Origin of the sequence: Undibacterium sp. Ji83W, from assembly GCF_049340385.1 — a bacterium.
Lineage (GTDB): Bacteria > Pseudomonadota > Gammaproteobacteria > Burkholderiales > Burkholderiaceae_D > Undibacterium.
This window is the reverse complement of the sequence record NZ_JBMPOZ010000002.1, coordinates 245,750-269,880: the sequence shown is the minus strand read 5'-3', so window position 1 is coordinate 269,880 and position 24,131 is coordinate 245,750. Positions and strand designations below refer to the sequence as shown.

27 protein-coding genes are annotated in these 24,131 nt (G+C 55.7%); 16 read left to right on the top strand and 11 right to left on the bottom strand.

The annotated features are described in order from the left end of the window. Positions 1-38: 38 nt before the first annotated feature. Positions 39-887, bottom strand: a complete 849-nt coding sequence (locus ACO0LD_RS05465) for an IclR family transcriptional regulator domain-containing protein (protein ID WP_423004530.1) — start codon at positions 885-887, stop codon at positions 39-41. Positions 888-1,033: 146 nt separating this feature from the next. On the opposite strand from ACO0LD_RS05465, the gene ACO0LD_RS05460 reads away from it, so the two are divergent. The 7 genes from ACO0LD_RS05460 (at position 1,034) to ACO0LD_RS05430 (ending at position 7,029) form a co-directional block, all read left to right on the top strand. Beyond that, positions 1,034-1,699, top strand: a complete 666-nt coding sequence (locus ACO0LD_RS05460) for a 3-oxoacid CoA-transferase subunit A (RefSeq protein WP_423004528.1) — start codon at positions 1,034-1,036, stop codon at positions 1,697-1,699. Beyond that, positions 1,699-2,340: a CoA transferase subunit B gene (locus ACO0LD_RS05455; protein ID WP_423005031.1), complete on the top strand. Its 642-nt coding sequence runs from the start codon at positions 1,699-1,701 to the stop codon at positions 2,338-2,340. Before ACO0LD_RS05460 ends, ACO0LD_RS05455 begins: the two co-directional genes overlap by 1 nt. A gap of 11 nt (positions 2,341-2,351) precedes the next feature. Next, positions 2,352-3,554, top strand: coding sequence for a 3-oxoadipyl-CoA thiolase (gene pcaF, locus ACO0LD_RS05450; RefSeq protein WP_423004526.1), 1,203 nt, complete (start codon positions 2,352-2,354; stop codon positions 3,552-3,554). An 89-nt stretch (positions 3,555-3,643) separates the two neighbouring features. Next, the gene (locus ACO0LD_RS05445; protein WP_423004524.1) at positions 3,644-4,510 is read left to right on the top strand and encodes a branched-chain amino acid ABC transporter permease; all 867 of its coding nucleotides are present in this window, start codon (positions 3,644-3,646) and stop codon (positions 4,508-4,510) included. Next, the gene (locus ACO0LD_RS05440) at positions 4,507-5,562 is read left to right on the top strand and encodes a branched-chain amino acid ABC transporter permease (protein ID WP_423004522.1); all 1,056 of its coding nucleotides are present in this window, start codon (positions 4,507-4,509) and stop codon (positions 5,560-5,562) included. The genes ACO0LD_RS05445 and ACO0LD_RS05440 overlap by 4 nt, the downstream gene beginning before the upstream one ends. Continuing rightward, positions 5,559-6,335 carry an ABC transporter ATP-binding protein gene (locus tag ACO0LD_RS05435; protein ID WP_423004520.1) on the top strand — a complete coding sequence of 259 codons (777 nt, stop codon included), beginning with the start codon at positions 5,559-5,561 and terminating at the stop codon, positions 6,333-6,335. The genes ACO0LD_RS05440 and ACO0LD_RS05435 overlap by 4 nt, the downstream gene beginning before the upstream one ends. After that, the gene (locus ACO0LD_RS05430; RefSeq protein ID WP_423004519.1) at positions 6,328-7,029 is read left to right on the top strand and encodes an ABC transporter ATP-binding protein; all 702 of its coding nucleotides are present in this window, start codon (positions 6,328-6,330) and stop codon (positions 7,027-7,029) included. The genes ACO0LD_RS05435 and ACO0LD_RS05430 overlap by 8 nt, the downstream gene beginning before the upstream one ends. Here ACO0LD_RS05430 and ACO0LD_RS05425 read toward each other — a convergent pair. Together ACO0LD_RS05425 and ACO0LD_RS05420 are read right to left on the bottom strand one after the other, a co-directional pair. After that, positions 6,985-7,230, bottom strand: coding sequence for a hypothetical protein (locus tag ACO0LD_RS05425; protein WP_423004517.1), 246 nt, complete (start codon positions 7,228-7,230; stop codon positions 6,985-6,987). The genes ACO0LD_RS05430 and ACO0LD_RS05425 overlap by 45 nt on opposite strands. A 36-nt stretch (positions 7,231-7,266) precedes the next feature. Next, entirely contained in the window at positions 7,267-7,761 is a 495-nt protein-coding gene (locus ACO0LD_RS05420) for a MarR family winged helix-turn-helix transcriptional regulator (RefSeq protein WP_423004515.1), read from the bottom strand. Between the two features lie 132 nt (positions 7,762-7,893). Here ACO0LD_RS05420 and ACO0LD_RS05415 point away from each other — a divergent pair, with 132 nt between their 5' ends. Both ACO0LD_RS05415 and ACO0LD_RS05410 read left to right on the top strand, forming a co-directional pair. Beyond that, positions 7,894-8,925: a Rieske 2Fe-2S domain-containing protein gene (locus ACO0LD_RS05415; RefSeq protein ID WP_423004513.1), complete on the top strand. Its 1,032-nt coding sequence runs from the start codon at positions 7,894-7,896 to the stop codon at positions 8,923-8,925. Then, the gene (locus ACO0LD_RS05410) at positions 8,922-9,887 is read left to right on the top strand and encodes a PDR/VanB family oxidoreductase (RefSeq protein WP_423004511.1); all 966 of its coding nucleotides are present in this window, start codon (positions 8,922-8,924) and stop codon (positions 9,885-9,887) included. The genes ACO0LD_RS05415 and ACO0LD_RS05410 overlap by 4 nt, the downstream gene beginning before the upstream one ends. 534 nt (positions 9,888-10,421) lie before the next feature. Here the strand turns inward: ACO0LD_RS05410 and ACO0LD_RS05405 are convergent. After that, positions 10,422-11,387 carry a helix-turn-helix transcriptional regulator gene (locus ACO0LD_RS05405; protein WP_423004509.1) on the bottom strand — a complete coding sequence of 322 codons (966 nt, stop codon included), beginning with the start codon at positions 11,385-11,387 and terminating at the stop codon, positions 10,422-10,424. A 144-nt stretch (positions 11,388-11,531) separates the two neighbouring features. On the opposite strand from ACO0LD_RS05405, the gene ACO0LD_RS05400 reads away from it, so the two are divergent. From ACO0LD_RS05400 to ACO0LD_RS05390, 3 genes are all read left to right on the top strand, one after another. Continuing rightward, positions 11,532-11,963 (top strand): YybH family protein, encoded by a 432-nt coding sequence (locus ACO0LD_RS05400; RefSeq protein ID WP_423004507.1) that lies wholly within the window; start codon positions 11,532-11,534, stop codon positions 11,961-11,963. Positions 11,964-12,090: 127 nt separating this feature from the next. After that, positions 12,091-12,504: an MmcQ/YjbR family DNA-binding protein gene (locus ACO0LD_RS05395; RefSeq protein ID WP_423004505.1), complete on the top strand. Its 414-nt coding sequence runs from the start codon at positions 12,091-12,093 to the stop codon at positions 12,502-12,504. After that, on the top strand, positions 12,501-12,698 hold the full coding sequence (locus ACO0LD_RS05390) for a hypothetical protein (RefSeq protein WP_423004503.1): 198 nt from the start codon (positions 12,501-12,503) through the stop codon (positions 12,696-12,698). Before ACO0LD_RS05395 ends, ACO0LD_RS05390 begins: the two co-directional genes overlap by 4 nt. Before the next feature lie 227 nt (positions 12,699-12,925). On the opposite strand, the gene ACO0LD_RS05385 is transcribed toward ACO0LD_RS05390, so the two are convergent. Further along, a complete protein-coding gene (locus tag ACO0LD_RS05385; protein ID WP_423004501.1) occupies positions 12,926-13,831 on the bottom strand; it encodes a LysR family transcriptional regulator in 906 nt (301 codons plus the stop codon). Between the two features lie 144 nt (positions 13,832-13,975). Between ACO0LD_RS05385 and ACO0LD_RS05380 the strand changes: the two genes are divergently transcribed. After that, on the top strand, positions 13,976-14,728 hold the full coding sequence (locus tag ACO0LD_RS05380) for an SDR family oxidoreductase (RefSeq protein WP_423004499.1): 753 nt from the start codon (positions 13,976-13,978) through the stop codon (positions 14,726-14,728). A 108-nt stretch (positions 14,729-14,836) separates the two neighbouring features. Here ACO0LD_RS05380 and ACO0LD_RS05375 read toward each other — a convergent pair whose 3' ends face one another. From ACO0LD_RS05375 to pcaH, 4 genes are read right to left on the bottom strand one after another with little or no spacing between them, the layout of a single operon-like run. Further along, complete coding sequence (locus ACO0LD_RS05375) at positions 14,837-16,099, bottom strand: alpha/beta fold hydrolase (RefSeq protein WP_423004497.1); 1,263 nt, start codon at positions 16,097-16,099, stop codon at positions 14,837-14,839. Beyond that, on the bottom strand, positions 16,096-17,499 hold the full coding sequence (locus tag ACO0LD_RS05370; protein ID WP_423004495.1) for a lyase family protein: 1,404 nt from the start codon (positions 17,497-17,499) through the stop codon (positions 16,096-16,098). Before ACO0LD_RS05370 ends, ACO0LD_RS05375 begins: the two co-directional genes overlap by 4 nt. A gap of 18 nt (positions 17,500-17,517) precedes the next feature. Then, positions 17,518-18,048, bottom strand: coding sequence for a protocatechuate 3,4-dioxygenase (locus tag ACO0LD_RS05365; protein ID WP_423004493.1), 531 nt, complete (start codon positions 18,046-18,048; stop codon positions 17,518-17,520). 11 nt (positions 18,049-18,059) lie between these two features. Beyond that, positions 18,060-18,752 carry a protocatechuate 3,4-dioxygenase subunit beta gene (gene pcaH / locus ACO0LD_RS05360; RefSeq protein WP_423005029.1) on the bottom strand — a complete coding sequence of 231 codons (693 nt, stop codon included), beginning with the start codon at positions 18,750-18,752 and terminating at the stop codon, positions 18,060-18,062. 151 nt (positions 18,753-18,903) lie between these two features. Here pcaH and ACO0LD_RS05355 point away from each other — a divergent pair, with 151 nt between their 5' ends. After that, positions 18,904-19,677: an IclR family transcriptional regulator domain-containing protein gene (locus ACO0LD_RS05355; RefSeq protein WP_423004491.1), complete on the top strand. Its 774-nt coding sequence runs from the start codon at positions 18,904-18,906 to the stop codon at positions 19,675-19,677. A gap of 45 nt (positions 19,678-19,722) precedes the next feature. Here ACO0LD_RS05355 and ACO0LD_RS05350 read toward each other — a convergent pair whose 3' ends face one another. After that, the gene (locus ACO0LD_RS05350; RefSeq protein WP_423004489.1) at positions 19,723-20,613 is read right to left on the bottom strand and encodes a helix-turn-helix domain-containing protein; all 891 of its coding nucleotides are present in this window, start codon (positions 20,611-20,613) and stop codon (positions 19,723-19,725) included. Between the two features lie 126 nt (positions 20,614-20,739). On the opposite strand from ACO0LD_RS05350, the gene ACO0LD_RS05345 reads away from it, so the two are divergent. Continuing rightward, positions 20,740-21,906, top strand: a complete 1,167-nt coding sequence (locus tag ACO0LD_RS05345; RefSeq protein WP_423004487.1) for a 4-hydroxybenzoate 3-monooxygenase — start codon at positions 20,740-20,742, stop codon at positions 21,904-21,906. A 610-nt stretch (positions 21,907-22,516) separates the two neighbouring features. After that, positions 22,517-23,023, top strand: a complete 507-nt coding sequence (locus tag ACO0LD_RS05340) for a hypothetical protein (protein WP_423004485.1) — start codon at positions 22,517-22,519, stop codon at positions 23,021-23,023. 64 nt (positions 23,024-23,087) lie between these two features. Here the strand turns inward: ACO0LD_RS05340 and ACO0LD_RS05335 are convergent, their stop codons facing one another. After that, positions 23,088-24,017 (bottom strand): hypothetical protein, encoded by a 930-nt coding sequence (locus ACO0LD_RS05335; RefSeq protein ID WP_423004483.1) that lies wholly within the window; start codon positions 24,015-24,017, stop codon positions 23,088-23,090. Between the last annotated feature and the right edge of the window lie 114 nt (positions 24,018-24,131).

The window sequence follows — 24,131 nt, the reverse complement described above, 5'->3', positions numbered from 1 at the left end:
AGCCAGAATTCGGCCCGAATACTTGCTGCAACATGCTGTTAGGGCAGCAATATCGAAAGTTCTTGCGCGCCGCGCAACAGTACCGGCAAAAATTCATTTTCCAGTTGCTTTACGCTGACACGGGAGGCTTGTGCGCCAACGTTCAATGCTGCCAGCACCGTGCCAGATGCACCCCGCACTGGCACGGCAATAGAACGGAGACCCAGTTCCAGCTCCTCATCATTGATGGCATAGCCAGCCTGGCGTACGCCGACCAGAACTTCGCGCAGTCGTTTCTGATTAACTATCGTGTTTTCCGTCATTGGCCGTAGCCTTGTGCGCCCAAGGTACTTATCCAGTTCATCTGGCGACAGGTGTGCCAGCATCACGCGGCCGAGTGAGGTGCAGTAGGCGGGCAGGCGGCTACCGGTGTTCAGCGCCACCGACATCACACGCGAAGTGGCGGCGCGTGCAACATACAACACTTCATCGTCATCCAGCACTGCCAGTGAACTCGATTCGTTCAGGCTGCGGCTGATGTTGTTCAGGTAAGGCTGGGCTGACACCGTTAACGGTGTTGATGACAGGTAGGAATATCCCAGCGTCAGCACCTTGGGGCGCAGAGAAAAATTGTTCAACTCTGCATCCACATAACCCAGCTCACGCAAGGTATGCAGGCAGCGCCGCACTGCAGCACGCGGAATCCCGGTTTTCTGGCTGATATTGGCGATGGTCTGAGGTTTGCGAGAATCGCTGAAGGCGCGCACTACCGCCAGACCACGTGCCAGTGAGGTCATGAAACTGGGATCAGTCATCGCATCGATCTGCTCCGAAATGCTTGGTTCGTGATCTTGCCCGGCTTCAGCAGCGGTGGTTTTGGTCTTGGTAGCTTTAGTGGTCTTGGTCATGACGTGATTTTAATGCAGTCGCTAAGTTCAATAGTTTTATTTGTTGACCTCGAGGATGCGACGTTGTTACACTATATGTGCGATAAACAATCATTTGTTCGATTATCGCACATATGAATAGCAAAGTGAATCACAAGGGCAGACATATGATTGATAAGATTTATGAATCGCTGGAGCGCGCCGTGACTGATATTCACGACGGCGCAACGGTCATGATTGGAGGCTTCGGCAATGCAGGCATGCCGTCCGCGCTGATCGACGCACTGATCGCACAGGGTGCTCGCGACCTCACCATCGTCAACAACAACGCGGGCAATGGTGAAGCCGGGCTTGCCGCGCTGCTCAAGATGAAGCGGGTGCGCAAGATCATCTGTTCCTTCCCGCGTCAGAGCGACTCCCATCATTTTGACGCGCTATACCGCGCTGGCGAAATTGAACTGGAACTGACTCCTCAGGGCAACCTGGCCGAACGTATCCGTGCTGCCGGTGCCGGCATCGGCGGCTTCTTTTCGCCAACCGGCTACGGCACGCAGTTGGCGGAGGGCAAAGAGACACGCTTTATCAATGGCCGCCACTATGTGCTGGAAGCGCCGATTCACGCCGACTTTGCGCTGATCAAAGCGTTGCACGGCGATCGCTGGGGCAACTTGGTGTATCGCAAGACGGCCCGTAACTTCGGCCCCATCATGGCAATGGCAGCCAGGACTACCATTGCGCAGGTGCGACAGGTGGTGGCACTGGGCGAATTGGATCCTGAAGAGATCATCACGCCCGGCATCTTTGTCCAACGCGTGGTGCAGGAGGTGGCATGATGAACAAATTTACCCGCGACCAGATGGCGGCCCGCGTGGCCCAGGATATTCCTGAAGGTGCCTATGTAAACCTGGGCATCGGCCTGCCAACCAAGGTGGCCGACCATCTGCCAGCCGATCGTGAAGTGTTTCTGCACAGCGAAAATGGTCTGCTGGGCATGGGGCCTGCACCAGCGACAGGCCAGGAGGACGAAGACCTGATCAACGCCGGTAAACAGCCTGTTACGCTGCTGACGGGCGGTGCTTACTGCCACCATGGTGATTCGTTCGCAATGATGCGCGGTGGTCATCTGGACATCTGCGTGCTCGGTGCTTTCCAGGTAGCATCCAATGGCGACCTGGCCAACTGGCACACCGGTGCGCCTGATGCCATACCGGCCGTGGGCGGAGCAATGGACCTGGCGATCGGTGCCAAGCAGGTATTTGTGATGATGGACCACCAGACCAAGACAGGTGAAAGCAAGATCGTCACGCATTGCAGCTATCCCTTGACTGGCATGGCCTGTGTCAACCGTATTTATACCGACCTGGCCGTGCTGGACGTGACACTGCAAGGATTGGCCGTACGCGAGATGGCCCCCGGCCTGAGTTTTGAAGAACTGCAAGCTGTCACCGGCGCACCACTGTTGCCGTTGAAATAAGAGAGAATGACATGAACGAAGCTTATATCTGTGATGCAGTGCGGACGCCGATAGGGCGCTACGGCGGTGCGTTAAAGGATGTGCGTGCGGACGATCTCGGCGCACTGCCTATGCGTGAACTTATGCGCCGCAATCCGGGTGTGGATTGGGCGATGATTGATGATGTGTTCTACGGCTGTGCCAACCAGGCCGGTGAAGACAATCGCAATGTGGCGCGCATGTCGGCCTTGCTGGCTGGCTTGCCGCAGGAAGTGCCTGGCTCTACCATCAACCGTCTGTGTGGTTCAGGAATGGATGCTATCGGTACGGCAGCACGCGCCATCCAGGCTGGCGATGCCAGTCTGTTGATCGCCGGTGGTGTCGAGTCAATGACACGTGCACCTTTCGTCATGGGCAAAACCGATTCGGCATTTGCGCGCAATGCATCTCTGCAAGACACCACCATGGGCTGGCGCTTCATCAACAAGACGTTGAAAGAAGCTTACGGCGTCGAGACCATGCCGGAAACGGCAGAAAACGTGGCCCAGGATTATGGCATCAATCGCGCCGACCAGGATGCGTTTGCGCTGGCAAGCCAGAACAAGGCTGCTATCGCCATCGCCGAAGGTTTTTTTACGCGTGAAATTGTTCCGGTATCGCTGCCGCAGAAGAAAGGTGATCCTGTCATCGTCAGCCAGGATGAGCATCCGCGCGCCACCACGCTGGAAGCGTTGGCAAAACTAAAAGGTGTGGTCAGAGTAGACGGTAGCGTTACCGCTGGCAACGCATCTGGCATCAATGACGGTGCCTGCGCACTATTGATCGCCAGTGCGGACGCGGCACACCAGTATGGATTAAAGCCCTTGGCCCGCATCGTCGGCATGGCAACTGCTGGCGTGGCACCACGTGTCATGGGTATCGGCCCGGTACCGGCTGTGCAAAAGTTGCTGCGTCAGACCGGTCTGACATTGGATCAAATAGATGTGATAGAACTGAACGAAGCCTTCGCCGCACAAGGCCTGGCAGTATTACGCCAGTTAGGTCTGCGTGATGACGACCCACGCGTCAACCCGAACGGTGGTGCCATCGCGCTGGGCCATCCGCTAGGCATGAGCGGCGCACGCCTGGTTACCACAGCAAGCTACCAGCTGCATCGCAGCGGTGGGCGTTACGCCTTGTGTACCATGTGCATAGGCGTGGGGCAGGGCATTGCTATGATTATTGAGAGAGTGTAAAAAAGAAAGTGACCGAAAATATAATTCAGTGCATGTAGACAAGCAGCGGAGACAAAAATGAACAAACAAAATCAAAACGAGAGACGGCTGTGCTGACCAATTTCGCCGGTGTGCTGTTCGATGGCATCGCCTATGGCAGCCTCTTGTTTCTGATCAGCGTCGGCCTGTCGGTAACAATGGGCATGATGAACTTCATTAACCTGGCACATGGCGCTTTCGCCATGCTGGGTGGATATGTCAGCGTCACACTGCTGTCGCGCCTGGGGGTGCCGTTTCTGGCATCACTGCCGCTGGCTTTTCTGGTATCCGCCTTCACCGGACTGGTGCTGGAGCGACTGCTGTATCGTCGTCTCTACCAGGCTAGCCACCTGGACCAGGTGCTGTTCTCTATTGGTCTGACCTTTATGTCAGTGGCTGGCGCTACCTGGTTGTTCGGCCCGACACAACAGCCTGTAACGTTGCCGGACTGGCTGCGTGGCCAGGTATCGCTGCTGGGATTGGATGTGGGTGTTTATCGCCTGTTCCTGATTGGAGTGGTGGTGCTGGTTACCCTGGCCCTGGGATTGCTGATCGAACGTACCCGTTTCGGTGCACAGATCCGTGCATCTGTCGATAACCAGACTGCCGCTGCTGGCCTGGGCATCAATGTCAACCTGGTGTTTAGCCTGACCTTCGCGCTGGGTTCGGGCCTGGCTGGTTTGGGTGGCGGTTTGGGTATTGACGTGCTGGGGCTGGATCCGACTTTTCCGATCAAGTATATGGTTTATTTCCTGTTGGTGGTTGCTGTGGGTGGTGCCGGGACGATCAAGGGGCCGCTGCTGGCAGCGCTGATCCTGGGTGTGTTCGACGTCGCTGGAAAATACTATGTGCCTCAAGTAGGTGCTTTTGTCATCTACGGCCTGATGGTACTGTTGCTGATATTGTTTCCGGCTGGCCTGATGCGGAGGAAAGCATGAATGCTGTCACCGAAACAGCCATCCAGGCTGCAGATGCCGTCTCAACTACAACCATCAACCAGGCTCAGATCACGCCGATACCACGTTTGCCGCATGACCGCTGGACGCCACTGGAAATCGCTTTCTGGCTGCTGCCGGTAGCGGCGTATTTTGCTTTTCCTGGTTATCTGGTGCTGATCAGCCAGATCATGATCACCGGCCTGTTCGCACTGTCGCTGGACCTGATGCTGGGTTATGCCGGCATCGTCTCACTGGGGCACGCCGCTTTTTTCGGCCTGGGCGCCTACACGACTGGCCTGTTGTCCGTACACGGCTGGAGCGAACCGTTCAGCGGTCTGCTGGCCGGTGCTGCAGTGGCTGGCCTGTTTGGCTTCGTAACATCCTGGCTCGTGGTACGAGGCCAGGATCTGACGCGCCTGATGGTCACGCTGGGTATTGGCCTGATGCTGTTTGAAGCGGCCAACAAGGCCTCTTTCCTCACTGGTGGCGTGGATGGTTTGTCTGGTATGGTGGTCGGCAAATTGTTCGGTGTCTTCGAGTTCGATCTTAATGGCAATGTCGCTTATTGCTACAGCCTGGCCGTGTTATTCATCGTATTTTTGTTGCTGCGCCGGTTGGTAAAGTCGCCGTTCGGCCTGAGTCTGATTGGCATTCGCGAGGGCGTGCGTCGCATGCCTGCACTGGGTGTCAATGTCAATCGCCGCCTGGTAGCCGTGTTCACGGTCGCTGCGACAGTGGCTGGTCTGGCGGGTGCGTTGCTGGCACAAACCACACAGTTTGTCGGGCTGGACTCGCTGGGTTTTCCGCGTTCAGCCGAGTTGCTGATCATACTGGTGCTGGGCGGTACTGGTCGTCTCTACGGTGCACTGATCGGTGCGGCGGTGTTCATGCTGGCACAAGACTATCTGTCCGGCCTGAATCCGGCTTACTGGCAATTTTATATCGGCCTGCTACTAGTAGTGATCGTACTGTTTGCACGTGGTGGTATTTTGGGCGGATTGGAAGTACTGGCCTGTCGTCTTAAATCATGGCTGCGCAAGGAGCAAGCATGAAGCATGTCAGTAACAACAATGCAGACATCACATTGCGCACCGAAGGCTTGAGTAAACAGTGGGGCGCATTTGTCGCTAATAGCGATATCAACCTGAGCTTCGAACCCGGTGCGCGCCATGCGCTGATCGGCCCCAATGGCGCAGGCAAAACCACTTTTATCAATCTACTGACCGGCAGTCTCATGCCTAGCAGTGGCAAGGTGTATCTGGGCAGCGAAGACATCACGCATCTGCCACAGCACCGTCGTGTGCAACGTGGCATGACACGCACCTTCCAGCTCAGCACCCTGTTCGCTGGCATGACGGTAATAGAGTCTGTGGTGCTGGCAATTTGCGAACGGCGCGGGCTGCAGTCTGTCTGGCATCAGACTGTAGCCCGGCAAGCAGATGTCGTCGACGAGGCGATGGCTCTGCTGGCGACACTTCATTTAAGTGACCAGGCCAATAGCATCACACGCAACATGGCATATGGCAAACAGCGATTGGTAGAAATTGCGCTGGCACTGGCCACCAAGCCGCGCATCCTGCTATTGGACGAACCGGCAGCAGGCATCCCGCAGGCGGAAAGCAAGGAGCTGTTTGAGGTGCTGTCCCAGTTGCCGCACGATGTCACGGTGCTATTTATTGAGCATGATATGGGGTTGGTATTCCGTTTCGCCGACCGCATCACAGTCCTGGTCGCTGGCAAGGTGCTGACCGAGGGCACACCGGCCGAAATTGCGGCGGACCCGCGTGTAAGGGAAGTCTATCTGGGCGAGGCAGAATATGCGTGAGTTGTTGGCACTTGATAAAGTCTGCGCAGGTTATGGAGAATCAGTGGTACTGGAAGACGTGTCGCTCGTACTGCAAGAAGGCGACAGTCTGGCCTTACTCGGTCGCAACGGCGTTGGCAAAACCAGTCTATTGATGACGCTGATGGGATTGACGCGACTGCACAAAGGTGTCTTACGCTGGGCGGGGCACGACATCGGGCGCATGTCCACGCATCAGCGCGCACGTGCGGGCCTGGGCTGGGTACCGCAGGAACGGCATATGTTTCCCTCATTGACGGTGGAAGAACATCTGACGGTGGTGGCACGTCCCGGTCCATGGAATCTGCAAAAGGTTTACCAGATATTCCCGCGCTTGTTCGAGCGCCGTTCCAACATGGGTAACCAGTTGTCTGGGGGCGAGCAACAGATGGTGGCAATTGCACGCGCACTGATGACCAACCCACGCATTTTGCTGTTGGACGAGCCTATGGAAGGCCTGGCACCCATCATCGTGCAGGAACTGCTGCGCGTGATACGCAAGCTGGTGCAGGATGAGGGCATGTCGGTGATTGTGGTTGAGCAGCATGCACGTTTGGCGCTGTCACTCACCCAGCGCGCCATCGTGCTTGATCGCGGGTGTATCGTGCACGATTCGGACAGTGCCAGCTTGTTAGCCGATGGCGAAAAGCTCGACCGCCTCGTCGCCATCACCTGATATCATGGCATCCTGGACAAACACATACAGGTCGCCCTGAATAAAGTCTCCCTTGGTATCGGAGAAATCTTTGCAGGCTTCATCAAAACCTTTTTTCTGGATATTTGCCACCGCCTTATCAACCAGAGCGATGGCGTCGGCCTTGCCAGCGGTCTGCGCAAGGAACAGGGCGGTCAAGCTGGCGATGGCGTAACGATTCATGATGTCTCCTAACATGATGAATCGGATATTTTTACATCAGTTTACCTCGCGCGTGGCTGGCAGGCTATCGGCGAGTGGGGCACGACTTTGCTCGTTGTTTTCCTGCACAAGTTTGCTTAGCAGCTTCATGAATTGCTGCTGTTCCACCTCCGTGAGCGGTGCCAGCAAACGACGCCGCAACCGTTGTGAAGCGGGAACCAGATCGTTCAACAGTTGCTCGCCAGCGCTGGTGATGGTCAGTGCGCGCTGGCGGCGATTGGTAGGGATGACCCGGCGTTCCAGTAGTCCCTTTTCCTCCAGTCGTGCGCAGACGGTGGCACCGGTCGAGGTGTCAATGCCACTGATGGCAGACAGCGACACCTGGTCTATGCCTTCATGATTTTCAAGGTTACGCAGCATTGCATATTGCACTGGCGTTAGCTCGTCACCCATTTCGTCGTAAAAAATCGACACTGATATTTGTTGCGCACGGCGCAACAAATGGCCCGGATGTTCATACAAGTCAATCAGCTTGCTTTCTGTTTTTCGCATAGTGCTTTCTCAACTGGTGCGGCGCTACGTAAAAAAAATCACGTGCGACGTTTACATCGCCAAATTTAAGTCTATACTCTACTACATTCAGTGCACTGAATATTAATTCGAAATTAAAAAAAGGAGACTGTGATGTTCCCTAAAAATACCTGGTATGTAGCTTGTACACCGGACGAAATCGAAGCCAAGCCGCTAGGCCGTAAAATTTGCGGTGAGCAGATAGTGTTCTATCGCGGGCCGGAAGGCAAGGTTGCGGCAGTGGAGGATTTTTGCCCGCACCGCGGTGCGCCACTGTCACTGGGCTCTGTGCGCGATGGCCAGTTGGTGTGCGGCTATCATGGGCTGGAGATGGGTTGCGATGGCAAGGCGATCAGCATGCCGGGGCAGCGTGTGCGTGGTTTCCCCTGTATCCGCAGCTACCCGGTGGAGGAGCGCTATGGTTTTATCTGGGTCTGGACAGGGGAGCGTGAACTGGCCGATCCGGCCAAAATCCACCACCTGGAATGGGCAGTCAATCCAGAATGGGCATATGGTGGCGGGCTGTATCACATCAACTGCGAATACCGGTTGATGATCGATAACCTGATGGACCTGACGCACGAAACCTATGTGCATGCGTCCAGCATTGGCCAGAAAGAGATTGACGAGGCACCTGTCCACACCCGCGTCGAGGGCGAAGAAGTCATCACCAGTCGCTTTATGGAAAATATCATGGCACCACCGTTCTGGCGCGCTGCCCTGCGTGGTAACGGCCTGGCAGATGACGTGCCGGTGGACCGCTGGCAAATCTGCCGCTTCACGCCACCCAGTCACGTCATGATCGAGGTTGGCGTCGCACATGCAGGCAAGGGTGGCTATGACGCCGATCTGCAGCACAAGGCGTCGAGCATTGTGGTTGATTTCATTACACCAGAAACGGAAACCTCGCATTGGTATTTTTGGGGCATGGCGCGCAATTTCAGGCCAGACGACAAGGAACTGACTGCCACCATCCGTGAAGGCCAGGGCAAGATCTTCGGCGAAGACCGCGAGATGCTGGAACGGCAGCAAGCCAATATCCTGCGTCATCCTGAACGCAAGTTGCTGATGTTGAATATCGATGCCGGTGGCGTGCAGTCACGCCGCGTGCTGGATCAGTGGCTGGAGCGGGAGCAGCCGATATGAGCGCCGGTTTGCTACAAGTACGGGTAGAACGCAAGCACGTCGAAGCAGAGGATATCTGCAGCTACGAATTGGTCCGCGCAGACGGCGCGCAGTTACCCTCGTTTACTGCAGGCTCACATATCGACGTGCATATCGGCACTGGCCTGGTGCGACAATATTCGCTGTGCAATCCACCCGGTGAACGTCACAGTTATCTGATAGGTGTGCTACGCGACCCGGCCTCACGCGGCGGATCGCAAGCCATGCATGAAGCTATCAAAGCTGGCGACATCTTGCAGATCAGCGTACCGAAGAATCATTTTCCCTTAACCAAAGCCAAACACAGCTTGCTGCTGGCGGGCGGCATCGGCGTCACGCCGATTCTTGCCATGGCTGAAGCCCTGTCGGAACAGGGGGATGCATTCGAGATGCACTATTGCACGCGTTCGCCCGAGCGTACCGCATTCAGTCAGCGCATCGCAGTATCGCGATTTTCGGCGCAAGTGCATTTTCATTACGACACTGGCAATGCCGAGCAAAAACTGAATTTACCCACGCTGCTGATGCAACTGGATCGCCAGACCCACATCTATCTGTGCGGTCCGGCCGGTTTCATCGATCATGTAAAGACCACAGCCAAAGCGCACGACTGGCCGCAAGAGCAGGTGCACCTGGAGTACTTCGGTGCCGCTGCTGCTCCAGCCGAAGCTGGCAATCAGGCATTTGAAGTACAGTTGGCTTCGAGCGGCAAGGTGTATGTCATTCCACCCGATAGCACAGTGCTACGCGTACTGAGCGCTGCTGGTGTGTTCATCCCTGCCTCCTGCGAGCAAGGCGTGTGCGGCACCTGCCTGACACGCGTGCTGGATGGTGTGCCCGACCACCGCGACCTGTATCTGGACGAGTCGGAACAGGCTGCCAATAATCAGTTCACTCCTTGCTGCTCACGCGCCAAAACTGCCACCTTGCTGCTGGATTTATAATTTGCCTGCCATGTTGGCCATCAGATACTCCGTAAGTACAATGACCTGATGGAGGAGTGGCCGCGATTTGTGTAAAAACACCCAAATGCTTCTGTAATCACACGATTTAGAGGGGCGGCCGGGATTCCTTAAAATTTCGCAGAAATGTTCTTAATTGATTGAATTTTAAGGAGTTCCTGTTCAGTCATCTCCGCGTTCAGACGCGGGCAGGCAGTCTCGTGCACACTACTCAAGGCGGTTTCCAAGGCAACAAATTGGTAAGGTGGACAGTGCCAGAAACGTGGCTTTGCTGTCAATAAATAATGGCGCATATGCCATCAAGGGCGAGCAAGGCGACTTCCGACTAATCGAAGAATTTGCAACAATTTAACAGCTTCGAACAATTACTTGACCTTGAGCCCATGTCGCCGTCCCGCCTGCCCGACATGAGGAAGAGAGCGGAGCTGTTCCAGGCCAACTGCGCCGCCTGCCATGGCGCAATCGCCTGCTCTGACGGGCCGCTGGCCGCCTCCGCCCGATTTCCCTGGCCGACCACTATTCGGGCACGCTACAGCGCCCGCTTCCTCCATGCCCGTTCGCGGATCGAAATTGCTGAGGCGTGCATCCGGTGATGCGCCGGAAGAATTTACTAAAATGAGTGGCCTCTTTGAAGCCAAGATGATCGGCAATGACGCCGACAGGCCAATCGGTGTGTACCATTAGACGCTTCGCCTCTAGGCCAAGCCGTCTTAAAACATACTCCTTGGCACTAATGCCTTCGGCATCTAGGGCCGCACGGGTGAGGCTTCTCTCGGTGCACCCCATTTCACTAGCGTAAGTAGTGATGCTTCTCCAATCGACAAAATGCTGCTCCACCAATGCCTTGAAGTGATGGAAACGCCTTAACGCCGGTCGCCTGCGCAGATCGTCCAAGCCCTTGTCCCTGTAGGTAATGGCAATCCATGAAACCAGCGCATAGAAGCCATATCGCAGATGAGACTGCATGTGCTCGATAAATTCCTTGGATTTCCCAATGTCATGCCGCGCACGCTCTGAGCTGCTTTCGTCATTTCGCGCCGCGTCATGCCTCAGCCATTGGATGGCGTATTCTGCGCGCTCTAAATCCTTGGCATCAATGCGCACGCCGACTGGGAAGCGTTCTATATCGAATCCAGAGCGAAGGTTCTCACGCGAGGACACGGGCCAAAGAAAATCCGGACGCACCAGCAGTATCCAGCCATCCCACGCTTCGCATTCTCCAAAGTTATGTGCCTGCCCAGGGCGAACCATGATCAGGCTCCCAGCCACGTCTGAGATGGGCTGGAAATCCAATATTTGATTGCACTGCCCCTCGGTCACGAGTATCAGCATGTAGAACGTATAGCCGTAGGTTCGGCGCATGCCTTCTCGGCTCGTCCTTCGACGTAGATCTGAGACACGAAACACCTCCAGGCCATAGGGGTACAAACCTTCGGGCCGATAACGAATTTCCTGGACCTGGTTCCTTAATATTTCCATCATTTGATTGACTCCTTCCAGCAGCGAGATCACGAGCCATCACAAAAAAATTGTCCGAAAAGTATCGTAAAAATGCAAATTTCTGCCTTTATAGATTGCACTCAGTGAGAGAAAATAACATTTTTAGAGACAATAAGGGAATCAGCAATGAACATCAATCTTGAAATGGTCAAGCAGGAAGTGTTTGAGTTGGAACGCACCATCAATGAGCGATGGAGCGCGGGAGACAACCGGGGTTATCTCGACAACTTCCATGATGACATCAGCTACTTCGATCCTGCTCTAGAGAGCATGCTGGTAGGACGCGACGCCGTCGTCGCGCACATCCAGAAGCTGTATAAGAACCCGCATATCGTGCGCAGTGAGTATCTCAATCCACATGTGATCACCAGCGAGGCGGGTGACTTGGCCGTCCTAAGCTATAACCTGCGTAGCTACGTCGTGGATGCGAACGGCACAGAAGAATTGCTACGTGCCTGGAACTCGACAGAGGTTTACCGGAAGATCACGGGCGCATGGCGTATCGTTCACTCGAATTGGGCGATAACGCAGTCCATGACAATTCCCTCGGCCTCCTGATCGAGGAACGCTGCTCTCCTCGCTCCTTGCAAGGCAACCTCGTGGCAAAAGACACATGGAGCAGCGCCAAGGCGCTCCCAGGACGAAAACACGCGAGTCCTACAGACATATTGGGACAGGTTTTCATATGAACGTGCGCGATTCCGGCGACTGGAGGTCAGGTACAAGAAGCCTTTCGCAGCGCCGACTTCAGACGCTGGCTCGAGAAGTAGCGACATCGCTGCCAGGCGTGAGCCATGGCCGCCCATTCGTGGAAAAGCTGGACGTGTACAAGGTCGGAGATAAACTTTTCATGATCGTCACCGATGATCCCTACGAGAGGATCATCACACTAAAAGCCGATCCAGACCATGCGAGTGCGCTGCGGGATCACTTCCAAACGGTAACTTTTGGACGTTACCTGGACAAGGGGCACTGGATCTCCGTCGGCGCGGGCCGCGGCATCACCCCGCAGTTGCTCACTGAACTGGTCAATACATCCTATCAGTTGGTCGTCGAAAGCATGCCTGTGCGTGATAGGCCGAAGAACAGCAGGACGTGAGCCAAGAGGTGATCCAAGCTGCCGAGGTGCGTGACGCCCAGGTGGCCAAGCTGAAAAACATTGGCGTATCGATCTCGGTGAGCACTCGATTCCAGATGCTCACCGCCATTGGACTGGGCGAGATCACGTTGGGTAAAACTAACCCGCCGCCTTTCGGTGGGGAGGCCCACTGGCGCTATCACCCAGATTGCTGAGACGTCAAATAACTCGACTCAGCGTTATTTTGTTGGGCGTCGAGGATCATCAATGGCACAGCCTCCAGGCCAAGGGCCGAGCAAACCACCTCAAAGTCAATCTGTGAGAACGACTCGACCCGGCAATTGTGAATCGCGTCGGGGTGGGGCGGCAACGACTGTCGCCCAGCCATCAGCCCAAGGGGCTAGAGGGGTTGGCGGATAACCACTTCCTGTCGATAGGATTATTACGTTACTTGCAGCTGAAGGGCGTTAAGAGCTGGAATCTGGGAAAACACTTCGGCAATGAAATCCATGAATACGACGGCCCGCGTCGGCAGCAGCCTGTTTGCAACATAGATGATTTGAATCGGGACCGGAGGTGCAGTGTGTTCCGTCAGCAGCAACTGCAAATTACCGTTCTTGAGCCCTTCCTCGAAAAGCCATTCCGGTCCATGTCCGATCCCTAGTCCCGCATTGACCGATTCACGTACGGCCTCAGGTGAGTTGACACTAAGCCTGCCGGATACCGGAACTTGGGTATCCCGGAAGCGCCATGTGGTACCTGTCGACAGCAGGGTGTAGATCACACAATCGTGCCCGCGCAGATCATCCGGTGTGACGGGGACGCCGCGTTTAGCGAGATATCCCTTACTGGCGACGAAAACGCGCTCGAACAAACCGATGCGCCGCGCGCGCAGTGCACTGTCTTCCAAATGTCCAATCCGAATCGCCAGTTCAGCTCCCTCATCTAACAGACTCACATAGCGATCATTGATCTGTAGATCCAGCGCCAACCCTGGATAGCGTTCCAGGAAAGCGGGGACATGCGGCAACACAAATGCATGAGCCAGAGCGGTCGGGCAGGCGACGCGCAGCAATCCGGACGGATCGACGTTCTCCCTGAAGGACGATTCTGACTCGTCCACGGCGTCAAGGATGCGCCGGACTTCCGCATAGTAGCGTTCTCCCTCTGGCGTGAGGACAAGCTTGCGCGTTGACCGGTGCAGCAGTCGAGTTTGTAGATGTTCTTCCAGCGCCGCCACATAGCGACTGACGTTCGGCTGCCCCAAGCCCAAGTCGCGACCGGCAGCGGAAAAGCTGCCCGTCTCCACCGCACGCGCGAAGCATGTCATCACAAGAAACAGGTCCAAAGTTAAATCTCCTATTCATGCACTACAAGCATGAAAGATATGCAAAAACACTATCTTATCGAATTTCAAGCATGAGCGCATAGTTCTCCTCACAGCAGGTCAGCCAAGCCTGGTTGATCACGACTCATCTACAGGAGAACTTTTATGTCCCGCTTGCAAGGCAAACGTACACTCATCACCGGTGGCACCAGTGGCATTGGCCTCGAAACAGCCAAGCAGTTCCTCGCCGAAGGCGCACGCGTCATCGTCACCGGCGTCAATCTGGATTCCATTGAAAAGGCCAAGGCAGAACTTGGCACCGAGGTTCTGGTATTGCGCGCCGATTCAGCCAACGTGGCCGCTCAGAAGGAGTTGGCGCAAGCCGTCCAGGCGCACTATGGTCAGCTCGATATCGCATTTCTCAACGCTGGCGTATCCGTTTGGGTGCCGATAGAAGCGTGGACGGAAGAAATGTTCGACCGCTCGTTCGACATCAACGTCAAGGGGCCGTACTTCCTGATCCAGGCGCTATTGCCTGTCTTCGCAAACCCGGCATCGGTGGTGCTCAATACGTCGGTCAACGCGCACGTCGGCGCTGCGCATTCGTCGGTATATGGCGCGACCAAGGCAGCATTTTTGAACATGTCGAAAACGCTTTCAAGTGAACTGCTCGGACGCGGCATTCGCGTCAATGCCGTTAGTCCTGGCCCGGTTGAAACGCCGCTGTACGACAAGCTCGGTATCCCTGATGCCTACCGTGACCAGGTCAACAAGGACATTGCTGCAAGCATTCCGTTCGGTCGCTTCGGCACGCCCGAGGAAGTAGCCAAGGCGGTGATGTACCTCGCTTCCGACGAGTCCCGATGGACTGTCGGCTCCGAAATCATCGTTGACGGCGGCCGCACGCTGAACGGCTGATTGCAGACGACACCTGAAAGCACTGCTGGCGACCAATCCTCTTCCTGGCGCCGCTTGGACCTAAACGTCTATCCGGACCCGACCGACCTTCTGATGGCCAGCATCGCTTCACAATGCGCCGATAAATTCCCGGACAGCGAGCGTGAAGGCTTGCGGTTGTTCTACATAGCCCAGGTGAGAGGCTTGAGCCAGGATTTTTAACTGTGCACAAGGGATGTTGTCCACTAGCGTACGCGACATCTCTACCGGCGTGCCCTGGTCCAGCTCGCCAGCAATCACCAGCGTCGGTGCTGTAATGGCACCCAGCCGGGCAGTTGTATCGATTGCGCCGACCGCATGGCAGCAAGCAATATAGCCTGCGGCATCTGTGCTGACAACGCGGCGGCGAAAACGGGCGACCGTGGCTGCATGTTCAATGCGGAACTGCTCATGAAAATAACGCCCCATTACAGCGTCGGCGATCGCTTCAATGCCACCCTCACGCACGGTAGCGATGCGCTGGCGCCAGGCCTCTCTAGCGGTTTCGGTGTAGCCTGAAGTCGTATGGGCCAGCACCAGTGCCTGTATCAGTGACGGATGGCGCAGCGCCAGTTCCTGACCCACCATACCACCCAGTGACAAGCCTATCCACACCACCGGCCCGGTATCCAGCTCACGCAGCAGGGCGGCGGCATCGTTGGCCAGGTCGGCCATGCTGTACATGCCCGCTGGCGCTTCGGAACTGCCATGACCACGATGGTCGTAAGCAATCACCCGGCAGTCTTCAGCCAGCAGGTTAGCCAGATCATCCCACATGGTCAGGTCGCAACCCAGTGCATGGCTCAGTACCACCGTATGGCGTGGCACCTTGCCGTTGCGGGGTGCCCGGATAGTGTAGTGCAGCGCGGGTTGGCCAGCACTACGGGCGGCATGGCCGATGCCAGGGTGCCAGGTAGCGTACGGTGTCAATGGTGCAAGCTCATAGCCGATCTGCGGTCCCACTTCGCGCAAGATCACTTGTGCATGGGTAAACGCGGTATTGGCAGCGGGCACACCGGCATAGATGGCTGACTGTATCAAGACCTCTTTCAACTGATCCGGTGTCAGGCGGTTTGTGTCGCTACCCAACAATGCGGCCCGCACATGCAGATCGAATTCTTCCCAGCGGCCCAGCGCAATCGTGATGGCAAGGACTATGGCGCGCCGGGTCTGCTGCTCCAGGCCTGGCCGTCCCCAGATTTCATTCCACGCAAAACGTGTGATCAGGTTCTGGAATTCGGCGTTGAAACTGTTGGCACCGGCCAGCGAGCGCTCCACCCAGGCATCACCAAGGATGGCGCGGCGATTGTGCAACCCACGCTCGAAGTCGTGGTCGATAGGATCGAAGCTCATGCGGTAGTCCTGTGATAAAAGTGAATGGCATTTTGTGCTGCGATGTCAATGCGCAAGTAGTCTAGCTGCTGTCGTGCCAGGCGCTGTGCTGGTGCGGTAGCAGCGACTGGATCGAATAGGGCGGCCAGGGCAGACTGATCAACCTGTTGGCGCAAGCTGGCGTCGGCTTGTACGGCATCAGCCAGCACCTCGGCCAAATGACGCCGGCTGGCCAGTGCTTCTGTGCTCATTTTCTCCAGCAACCGATGAGCTTCCGGCCGACCGACGCTGGCTGCCAGTGCTGCCGATGCAGCTTCGGCAAATATCAGCCCTTGCAAAGCGTCGATATTGCGCAGCATGCGACTGGTATCAACCTGCAGACCTGCAAAGGCGTCGTTCAGTGCCTGTAGAGCGCCGTGCGCGCTCAGAAACAGGCCGGGCCACTCGGCAAGTTCGGCCTGCCAGTTGCCAAGTCCGCGCTCGTGTTGCTGTCCCATGCTGACCAGTAGCACCGCTGCGTGCTGCGGTGTACGGATGGCGGCGGCCAGCGTGATCATGGACGATACTGGATTGCGTTTGTGTGGCATGGCGGAAGAACCTCCTCGTCCTGAGCCAGACGGTTCCGCCAGTTCAGCGATTTCGCCTTGCGCCATCAGGCTGACATCGGTGGCAATTTTGCCCAGACTGCCTGTCAGCACAGCAACTTCCAGCCCCAGTCGCACCCATTCGTCGCGCTGCGTGTGCCACGCGGCATCCGCCACCTTCAGGCCCAAACCGATAGCAACGCGCGCCGCTACGGCAGTGCCTTGCTCACCCATTACGGCCAAGGTCCCGACTGCGCCGCCCAACTGCAGTTGCAATGCCCGTGCCGCGCACTCACGCAGACGTGCGCGTGCGCGTACCAGCGGTGCCAGCCAGCCAGCTACCTTAAAACCAAAACTGCTGACTTGCGCCGGCTGCATCAGCGTGCGTGCCAGCACCGGCGTCGCGATGTGCAGGTCAGCCAGCTGCAGCAGCCGTCCGGTCAGGTCATGCAAACCATCGTCCAGCAACTGCAGCGCGTCACGCGTTGCCAGCACCATGGCAGTATCGATCACGTCCTGGCTTGTACTACCCCAATGGACGCGCGTCGCTGCCTCTGCATCGTACAGCGCCACGGTGCGTATCAGTTCATGCACCAGCGGGATAGCCAGACTGCCAGCGCGGCGACCAGCATTGACGATGGCCGGAATGTCATACAACTGCGCATTGCAAACACCAGCAATGGCACGCGCCGTCGCTGCTGAAAGCAAACCTTCCTCAGACTGGGCTTGTGCCAGCGCTGCTTCAAAGCGCAACATGGCCTGCACGATCGCGGCATCATCAAAGACCGCGATCATGTCCGGCGTGGTAAGGAAACTATCGAAAATGGATACACTCAAGAGAACCCCGCTACAAGGTCACACATAGTCGAAAAATGCAGTTTCTTTATCGGTCTGCATCCAGATGTCCCAGTGATAGGTGCCTGGCGCGGTCTTGCGCGCGATCAGGGTAGGGCGGCGGTTTTCTGGCACCTGCTGCAGTATCGCAGATTGCGCCAGGCCGCTGTCGTCATCCAGAAAAATAGCGGTGAACTGGTGCTTGACAAGGCCACGCGCGAACACGGTGATGAAGGTAGCCGGCATGCCCATGGTGGGTAACTCAATTTGCGAAAGGCGCAAGCTGAAACGGCCCGCATCGTCACTTGGCACCCGACGAAAACCCGGCAGAGCTTGTGCGGCTTCTGCGCCGGCCGCGGCTGGTTGCCAGGCTTCGATCTGGGCATCATTGATAGGTTGACCATCACCGTCATAAATGGCACCGCTGATAGTGATGGTGGTTGCTGTGGTTTCCAGTAGCGCGGCGGCAGTGGCATCTGTTGCATCTACGGCCCATTGCCAGGCTTCATGCGAAAAGGGGCCAATGGTTTGTGATGTCGTGATATTGCTCATGCGGGTCTCCATTAAATGCCCATGGGCGCAGCGTCACGGCCACGCAGTACGATATCGAATTCATAGCCCAGCATCTTGTCGCTGTCAGTGTGCTCCAGACTATAGCGCGAAATCAGGCGCAGGCGTGCAGCCAGGTCCGGGATGCTCTGGAAGATGGGGTCATAGTCGAACAGCGGATCACTGGGAAAATACATCTGAGTGACCAGGCGTTGCGCATAGACATTGCCGAACAGGGAAAAATGGATGTGCGCCGGACGCCATGCCTTGTCGTGATTACCCCATGGGTAAGGACCAGGCTTGATGGTGATGAAGCGATAGCGGCCGTCGCCGTCGGTCATCATCTTGCCGAAGCCGTAGAAGTTTGGATCAAGTGGTGCCTGGTGCTGGTCACGTTTGTGCCAATAGCGGCCGGCGGAATTGCATTGCCAGACTTCGATCAGCGAATTGCGCACTGGCTTGCCATCCTCGTCGATTACCCGGCCGGTGACGACGATCTTTTCGCCAAGCGGCTCGCCCAAGCCATGCGCAGTCAGGTCGGTGTCGTTTGGCAGCAGGATACGTGGCGAGGGTCGCAGGTTATCAAGCACCGGCTGGTCCGCCTGGATACGTAACAGCGGCTGGGTAGGGCCACGCTTCAACGTGGACTTGTAAGGTGGGTAGATCAGTTCCGGATAGACGCCGGACGCGATAGCATCGAATTTCAAGACAGGTCTCCTGTTATTAAGACTATGTGTGAGATGCATGGTATGAAATCTGCACTGGCATCACAATACATCAGATGCTGGTGATATTCGCTATACGCACAAAATGTGCGACAATCGCACAAATTTATAAAATCCTTTCATTTTCTGTCTTATGGTGCCAGAACAAGAACTTCCCGCCCAACGCGACCTGGTGGCAGGACTGGAAAAAGGCTTGCAGGTGATTGCCGCCTTCGATCAGGAGCGTAGCCGACTGACCATCGCTGAAGTGGCCGAACTCACCGGTTTGACGCGGGCGGCAGCGCGCCGCTATCTAATCACGCTGACTCATCTTGGCTACATGCGACATGAAAACAAACTGTTCGCGTTGACGCCTATGGTCCTGCGCCTGGGACAGTCCTATCTGCATTCGGCGCGCTTGCCGCGCATTGCGCAGCCCTTGTTGTACCGGCTCGCTTATTCATTGGGGGAAGCGGCATCGGTCGGTGTACTCGATCACGATCAACTGGTATGCGTAGCTGCTGCCAGCGCCGGGCAACTGGTGTCAGTCACATTGCAGCCTGGTACCCGGGTGCCCGCGTACTGTACTGCAAACGGACGGATACTGCTGGCTCATCTGCCTCAGGAGCAGGTCGACAATTTTCTGGAGCGCGCCCAGCCAGAGCAAATCACCGAATACACCATCCTCAACAAGGAGCGCCTGGCGCAGGAAATCATGCATGCCCGCACACAAGGTTATGCGATGGTGGATCAGGAACTGGAATTGGGACTGCGCACCATCGCCGTCCCGCTAAAGAACTTCCGTAGTGAGGTGGTGGCTGCAATGAACATCAGCGTGCATGCCGGTCGCATGCCACGCGAACAAATGGTGGAGCGCTGCCTGCCTGCACTGATCAAGATCCAGGTCGAGTTGAATGCCTTGCTGTAATACTGCTACCCATGGGTGACCTTCGCACTACACCTTAACTGCGCCTCAATTACTGCGGAATTCCTTGGGTGTCAAACCCATGCGTTTTTTGAACAGGCGGCTGAAGTAGGCCGGGTCCTGGAACCCCAGTTCATAGGCAATACTGGCAATGCTGGCGGGTAAATAAGTCAGCTTGCGACAGGCTTCCAGTATCAGCCGATCCTGCGTGATATCAAATGCCGATTTGCCGGATAGTTTGAGACACAGCCGGTTCAGGCTGACTGGCGAGGTACGCAGCACGGTAGCATACTGGCTAAGCTGCCATTGGTCCCTGTAATGCTTTTCTACCTCGGCGCGGAAATGGCTAAATAATTCAAAGTCGCGGCGCCCCGACTGATCGACAAAGCGCCGCTCCTCGTTCAGCCGCACCAGTAGCAACAAGGTGCTGCGCGCCAACCATTCCAGCATCAGCGTGTGGCCGTACTGCGGCCAGGTTGCTTCTGCCAGCAAGTTTTGCAACAGCGATTCCAGTCGCGCGCGTAGCTCAGGATGACCCGCCAGATCGATCGCCAGTGGCTCTACAAACAGTGAAGAGTACAAGTCACCATGATTTTCCGCCACTGCGAAGACCACGTTCTGGTCCACCGTCAGCACGTAGCCATGCGCCTCCGCCGAAAAATCGAAGCCATGTACCACAGACGGATGGATGGTGATGACGGTCGGCGCGTTGCACTCCCAGACAGCACCATTGACGCTGGCGCGGACTTCACCACCAAAGAGAAAAAGTACCTGAAACAAACCGCTGTGAGTGTGCTTTTCGATATGCCAGTGGTGCACCCGGCTGCGGGTTTCGATTAGCTCAATGTGTACAAATTCGGCATTCCCCCCCTGTACATACTCACCGTACAGGCCAAACTGTGGAATGTCAGGTGGTGCCGATTTTGCGTTGCGGGCCATGAATAATCGTATTGGTAAAAAATGACTGAATGTCGAAATAGTACAAGTTTTAAGTTGTTTCATCCATTTTTTTTCGACAGATCCGACGCTACGATGACTGCACATTAAAACCATATCGGAGACATCATGCGTACTCAAGTAGCCATCATTGGTGCCGGCCCTGCCGGCTTGTTGCTATCCCATCTGCTGCATTTGAATGGCATTGAATCCATCGTGCTGGAGTCACGCAGTCAGGCCGAGATTGAAGCAACGATACGCGCTGGCGTGCTGGAACAAGGCACCATGGATATTCTAAAGAACGCTGGCGTTGGTGCGCGCATGCAGGCTGAAGGCGCGCTGCACCACGGAATAGAACTGGCCTTCGACGGACAACGCCGTCGCATTGACCTGACCGAGCTTACCGGCAAGGCCATCACCGTCTATCCGCAACACGAAGTGATTAAAGACCTGGTGGCTGCCCGGCAGGCTGCACAGGGACAATTGCTGTTCGAAGTCAGCGGGGTAGAACTGCGTGGCATTGACACTGTCACGCCATCGGTCAGCTTTACTTATCATGGCGGGGCAGTACACATCGAAGCCGATTTTGTCATCGGCTGTGACGGCTACCACGGCATCACGCGGCCAGCGATGCCATCACAAGACCGCCAGGATTACCAGCGTAACTATGGCTTCGGCTGGTTCGGCATTCTGGTGGAATCAGCACCATCGTCCAATGAGCTGATCTATGCGCAGCACCAACGTGGCTTTGCCTTGGTCAGTACGCGCACATCTACTGTACAACGCCTGTACTTCCAATGTGATCCCGCTGATCACGTCGATAACTGGTCGGACGACCGCATCTGGGCCGAATTACATGCACGCCTGGAAAATAACGATGGCTGGCGGGTCAATGAAGGACGTATCTTTCAAAAAAACATCATCGGCATGCGCAGCTTCGTGTCTACCCCCATGCAGGCAGGCAGGCTGTTCCTGGCGGGCGACGCCGCGCATATTGTGCCACCTACTGGTGCCAAGGGCATGAACCTGGCAGTGTCAGACGTGTATTTGGTAGCGCAGGGGCTGGAACAGTTTTACCACAAGGGACAAGAAGACCGGCTGCATGGCTACACGGCAGCAGCCTTGAAGCGCATCTGGCGCGCCGAGTACTTTTCGTGGTGGATGACCAGCCTGCTGCATACCTTCGCTGACGCCAGTCCGTTCCAGCGTGAAATGCAGCGAGCGGAACTGGAGTGCGTGGTCAGCTCTCGCGCAATGGCAACGGCGCTGGCAGAAAATTACGTCGGTGCATTTTGATCAAGGAAGGCTTGCCTTGCTTTATGCACCGCTTTAGACAAACCAGCTGCCGCTTTACGCGATAACGATGGAAAAGATAAGGGGAATTGACTGAGCCGTTAAACAAATTACTTAAAGTCAGCCAAAGGACATTCATATTGGCGATCGCGCTCATTAGCCTACATTGGAATCGCAACTGTGCCACTGCAATGATGACATGACCTTATGAGCCACCCTTGGGCTTACTGACAGCAAAGCTGATCTCGCTACGTGGATGGGTCGCGAGAGGGCCGAATGTGCGCTGCATATAGCAATGCGGCCCAGTCTATCAAAGTGCCTTCCTGTATCACCGAAGCAGCTAAAGCAATATGCGTTTATGGCTGCAAGAATGTCTCTTTTAGGAAATCTCTATTAATGAGGTTCAAGATATCAATGCGCACAGCCTCGAAGTGCTGGATATTTTATTGGCTCCAACATTAACATTCGAATGGTTGGTGATATACACCGAGTTTTAGTCCATGGACTGTTTTCAGGTTTGACATCACGATCTAACCTGTTCTAATAGTCGAACTCATTAAGAATATTATTGGAATGCAAATCGGTAAGGGCCATCGCCGGGACTGGCATAACCATGACTGAAAGTGATTTTCAAAAAATTATCATTCCTTGTCTCAAGGAATTCACCTTTGTACCATCCCCGGACGAACTTGATTTATGCGGTCACCCGCTTGCTGACGCTTACTGGATGGCCAGTAACAAAGAATACCGGATTTATAGGGAAGGGCAGGAGAGATTGCTGCCAGTATGCGACGCTGCGGCGGTAGGTGGAGTTTTAAGAAACCTGCGATTAACCTATGAGACCGCTGTAGCGGCGCATGAGCGAAATGTCGCAAAGCTCAAACTCATCACTTCACGCCATCACTGTGAAGTCTGTCGTGCCCGAGACAATGAAATTGTATCGACAGACTCGATACTGCAATCCTATTTCAGCGCCCACCCTTTATTTCCTCATGAAATCGACCTCGACAGCGAGTGTGCAACATGGTGTGAAGCACCTTGGTTGCTCCCACTTGAGGATATTCCACCTGGGCCAGATTCCGAGTTTACCGAAATGCTGAGGATTCTTTTGAGAAAATAGAACCCTTGGCGCAAGCTATTCTGCCGCATCTCAACCGATTTCAAGTCCCAATCCGCATGCTAGTTCAGAGCACGTCCGGCCCGCTCCATGCCCCCGAAGTATTGCCTCGCTCAATGGTGTAGTAACCCTGTACAGTAAAGCGTTTGGGATCGGATGGCGGGCCCCAGCCAAACAGTATCCAGGCCTCCAAGTCACCATTTTCCTGTCCGTCGCCAGCAACCCAGCCTCTTCCTGGAACCTTGTCCGTGGCGGCCTCGGCTAATTCATGGGCGTACACAGCGGTGAAGTCACCCATATCACCTGATCCGCAACCAGTACATCCTACTGGGGAGGGCATAACGGCGTAGGCGACCTCAAACCCCGCATGCACAAACGCGTCGTAGTAGCCGCAATAGGTGGAGCAGGATTCAGCACCGCTGCCATCCATTCGGGATGTAACACCCGATGGTAGGATCAGCATAAACAGACTGTTAACGTTGGCTTTGATCGTTCCTGCTGATATAAGTGCCGTAATCACGTTGCGCGCGTCGGTGTCCCCAAAGACAGAACCGGCCTTCAGTTTCGGTCCGTCTACTGCGCCAACGTAGCGACCGGAACCCGTGCCATAACCCAGCTCATTCAACGGTTGTAGATACCCGAACTCAACCACGGCCTTGCTGAATTGCTCAAGGAAAGAACGGTCTCCCCAAAACGGACCGAGATAGATGTTTATCACTTCTGGACGTGCAAGCTGGCTTCCGTCCCGATTCCGGAAGCCAGCAGCCGAGCCCGGTCCGGTTGGCGAAGCAAGTGGCTGCGTGACTAGTTCGGCGTCTCCCTGGTCGACGTTTCGCAGGTAAGCCGGTCGATAGAGATGGCGCGGTGCAGCTATTTGTACTACATCGCTTCGTTCTCCGACCGCAATTACTGCCTGCAGATCCTGTGGAGCTTTGGGTACCTGGGACCGCGTTATCATGCGGACAGATCCATTTGGAAAGGTGGAAATTGTTGACATAGACTACTCTTTCAATGGGTGAGCATTGCAAACAGCACACGGGATCATTGCTGACGAGTCAGTGCATAGTGTCAATTACTTCTTGCCCAGTCGGAACATGTTGGTATTCTAACG

What these genes read in the sequence shown, in the direction of transcription:
- ACO0LD_RS05465 (WP_423004530.1), bottom strand. Translation starts at nt 887, where the DNA reads ATGACCAAGACCACTAAAGCTACCAAGACCAAAACCACCGCTGCTGAA.
- ACO0LD_RS05460 (WP_423004528.1), top strand. Translation starts at nt 1,034, where the DNA reads ATGATTGATAAGATTTATGAATCGCTGGAGCGCGCCGTGACTGATATT.
- ACO0LD_RS05455 (WP_423005031.1), top strand. Translation starts at nt 1,699, where the DNA reads ATGAACAAATTTACCCGCGACCAGATGGCGGCCCGCGTGGCCCAGGAT.
- pcaF (WP_423004526.1), top strand. Translation starts at nt 2,352, where the DNA reads ATGAACGAAGCTTATATCTGTGATGCAGTGCGGACGCCGATAGGGCGC.
- ACO0LD_RS05440 (WP_423004522.1), top strand. Translation starts at nt 4,507, where the DNA reads ATGAATGCTGTCACCGAAACAGCCATCCAGGCTGCAGATGCCGTCTCA.
- ACO0LD_RS05435 (WP_423004520.1), top strand. Translation starts at nt 5,559, where the DNA reads ATGAAGCATGTCAGTAACAACAATGCAGACATCACATTGCGCACCGAA.
- ACO0LD_RS05430 (WP_423004519.1), top strand. Translation starts at nt 6,328, where the DNA reads ATGCGTGAGTTGTTGGCACTTGATAAAGTCTGCGCAGGTTATGGAGAA.
- ACO0LD_RS05425 (WP_423004517.1), bottom strand. Translation starts at nt 7,230, where the DNA reads ATGAATCGTTACGCCATCGCCAGCTTGACCGCCCTGTTCCTTGCGCAG.
- ACO0LD_RS05420 (WP_423004515.1), bottom strand. Translation starts at nt 7,761, where the DNA reads ATGCGAAAAACAGAAAGCAAGCTGATTGACTTGTATGAACATCCGGGC.
- ACO0LD_RS05415 (WP_423004513.1), top strand. Translation starts at nt 7,894, where the DNA reads ATGTTCCCTAAAAATACCTGGTATGTAGCTTGTACACCGGACGAAATC.
- ACO0LD_RS05410 (WP_423004511.1), top strand. Translation starts at nt 8,922, where the DNA reads ATGAGCGCCGGTTTGCTACAAGTACGGGTAGAACGCAAGCACGTCGAA.
- ACO0LD_RS05405 (WP_423004509.1), bottom strand. Translation starts at nt 11,387, where the DNA reads ATGATGGAAATATTAAGGAACCAGGTCCAGGAAATTCGTTATCGGCCC.
- ACO0LD_RS05400 (WP_423004507.1), top strand. Translation starts at nt 11,532, where the DNA reads ATGAACATCAATCTTGAAATGGTCAAGCAGGAAGTGTTTGAGTTGGAA.
- ACO0LD_RS05395 (WP_423004505.1), top strand. Translation starts at nt 12,091, where the DNA reads ATGAACGTGCGCGATTCCGGCGACTGGAGGTCAGGTACAAGAAGCCTT.
- ACO0LD_RS05380 (WP_423004499.1), top strand. Translation starts at nt 13,976, where the DNA reads ATGTCCCGCTTGCAAGGCAAACGTACACTCATCACCGGTGGCACCAGT.
- ACO0LD_RS05375 (WP_423004497.1), bottom strand. Translation starts at nt 16,099, where the DNA reads ATGAGCTTCGATCCTATCGACCACGACTTCGAGCGTGGGTTGCACAAT.
- ACO0LD_RS05365 (WP_423004493.1), bottom strand. Translation starts at nt 18,048, where the DNA reads ATGAGCAATATCACGACATCACAAACCATTGGCCCCTTTTCGCATGAA.
- ACO0LD_RS05355 (WP_423004491.1), top strand. Translation starts at nt 18,904, where the DNA reads ATGGTGCCAGAACAAGAACTTCCCGCCCAACGCGACCTGGTGGCAGGA.
- ACO0LD_RS05350 (WP_423004489.1), bottom strand. Translation starts at nt 20,613, where the DNA reads ATGGCCCGCAACGCAAAATCGGCACCACCTGACATTCCACAGTTTGGC.
- ACO0LD_RS05345 (WP_423004487.1), top strand. Translation starts at nt 20,740, where the DNA reads ATGCGTACTCAAGTAGCCATCATTGGTGCCGGCCCTGCCGGCTTGTTG.
- ACO0LD_RS05340 (WP_423004485.1), top strand. Translation starts at nt 22,517, where the DNA reads ATGACTGAAAGTGATTTTCAAAAAATTATCATTCCTTGTCTCAAGGAA.
- ACO0LD_RS05335 (WP_423004483.1), bottom strand. Translation starts at nt 24,017, where the DNA reads ATGTCAACAATTTCCACCTTTCCAAATGGATCTGTCCGCATGATAACG.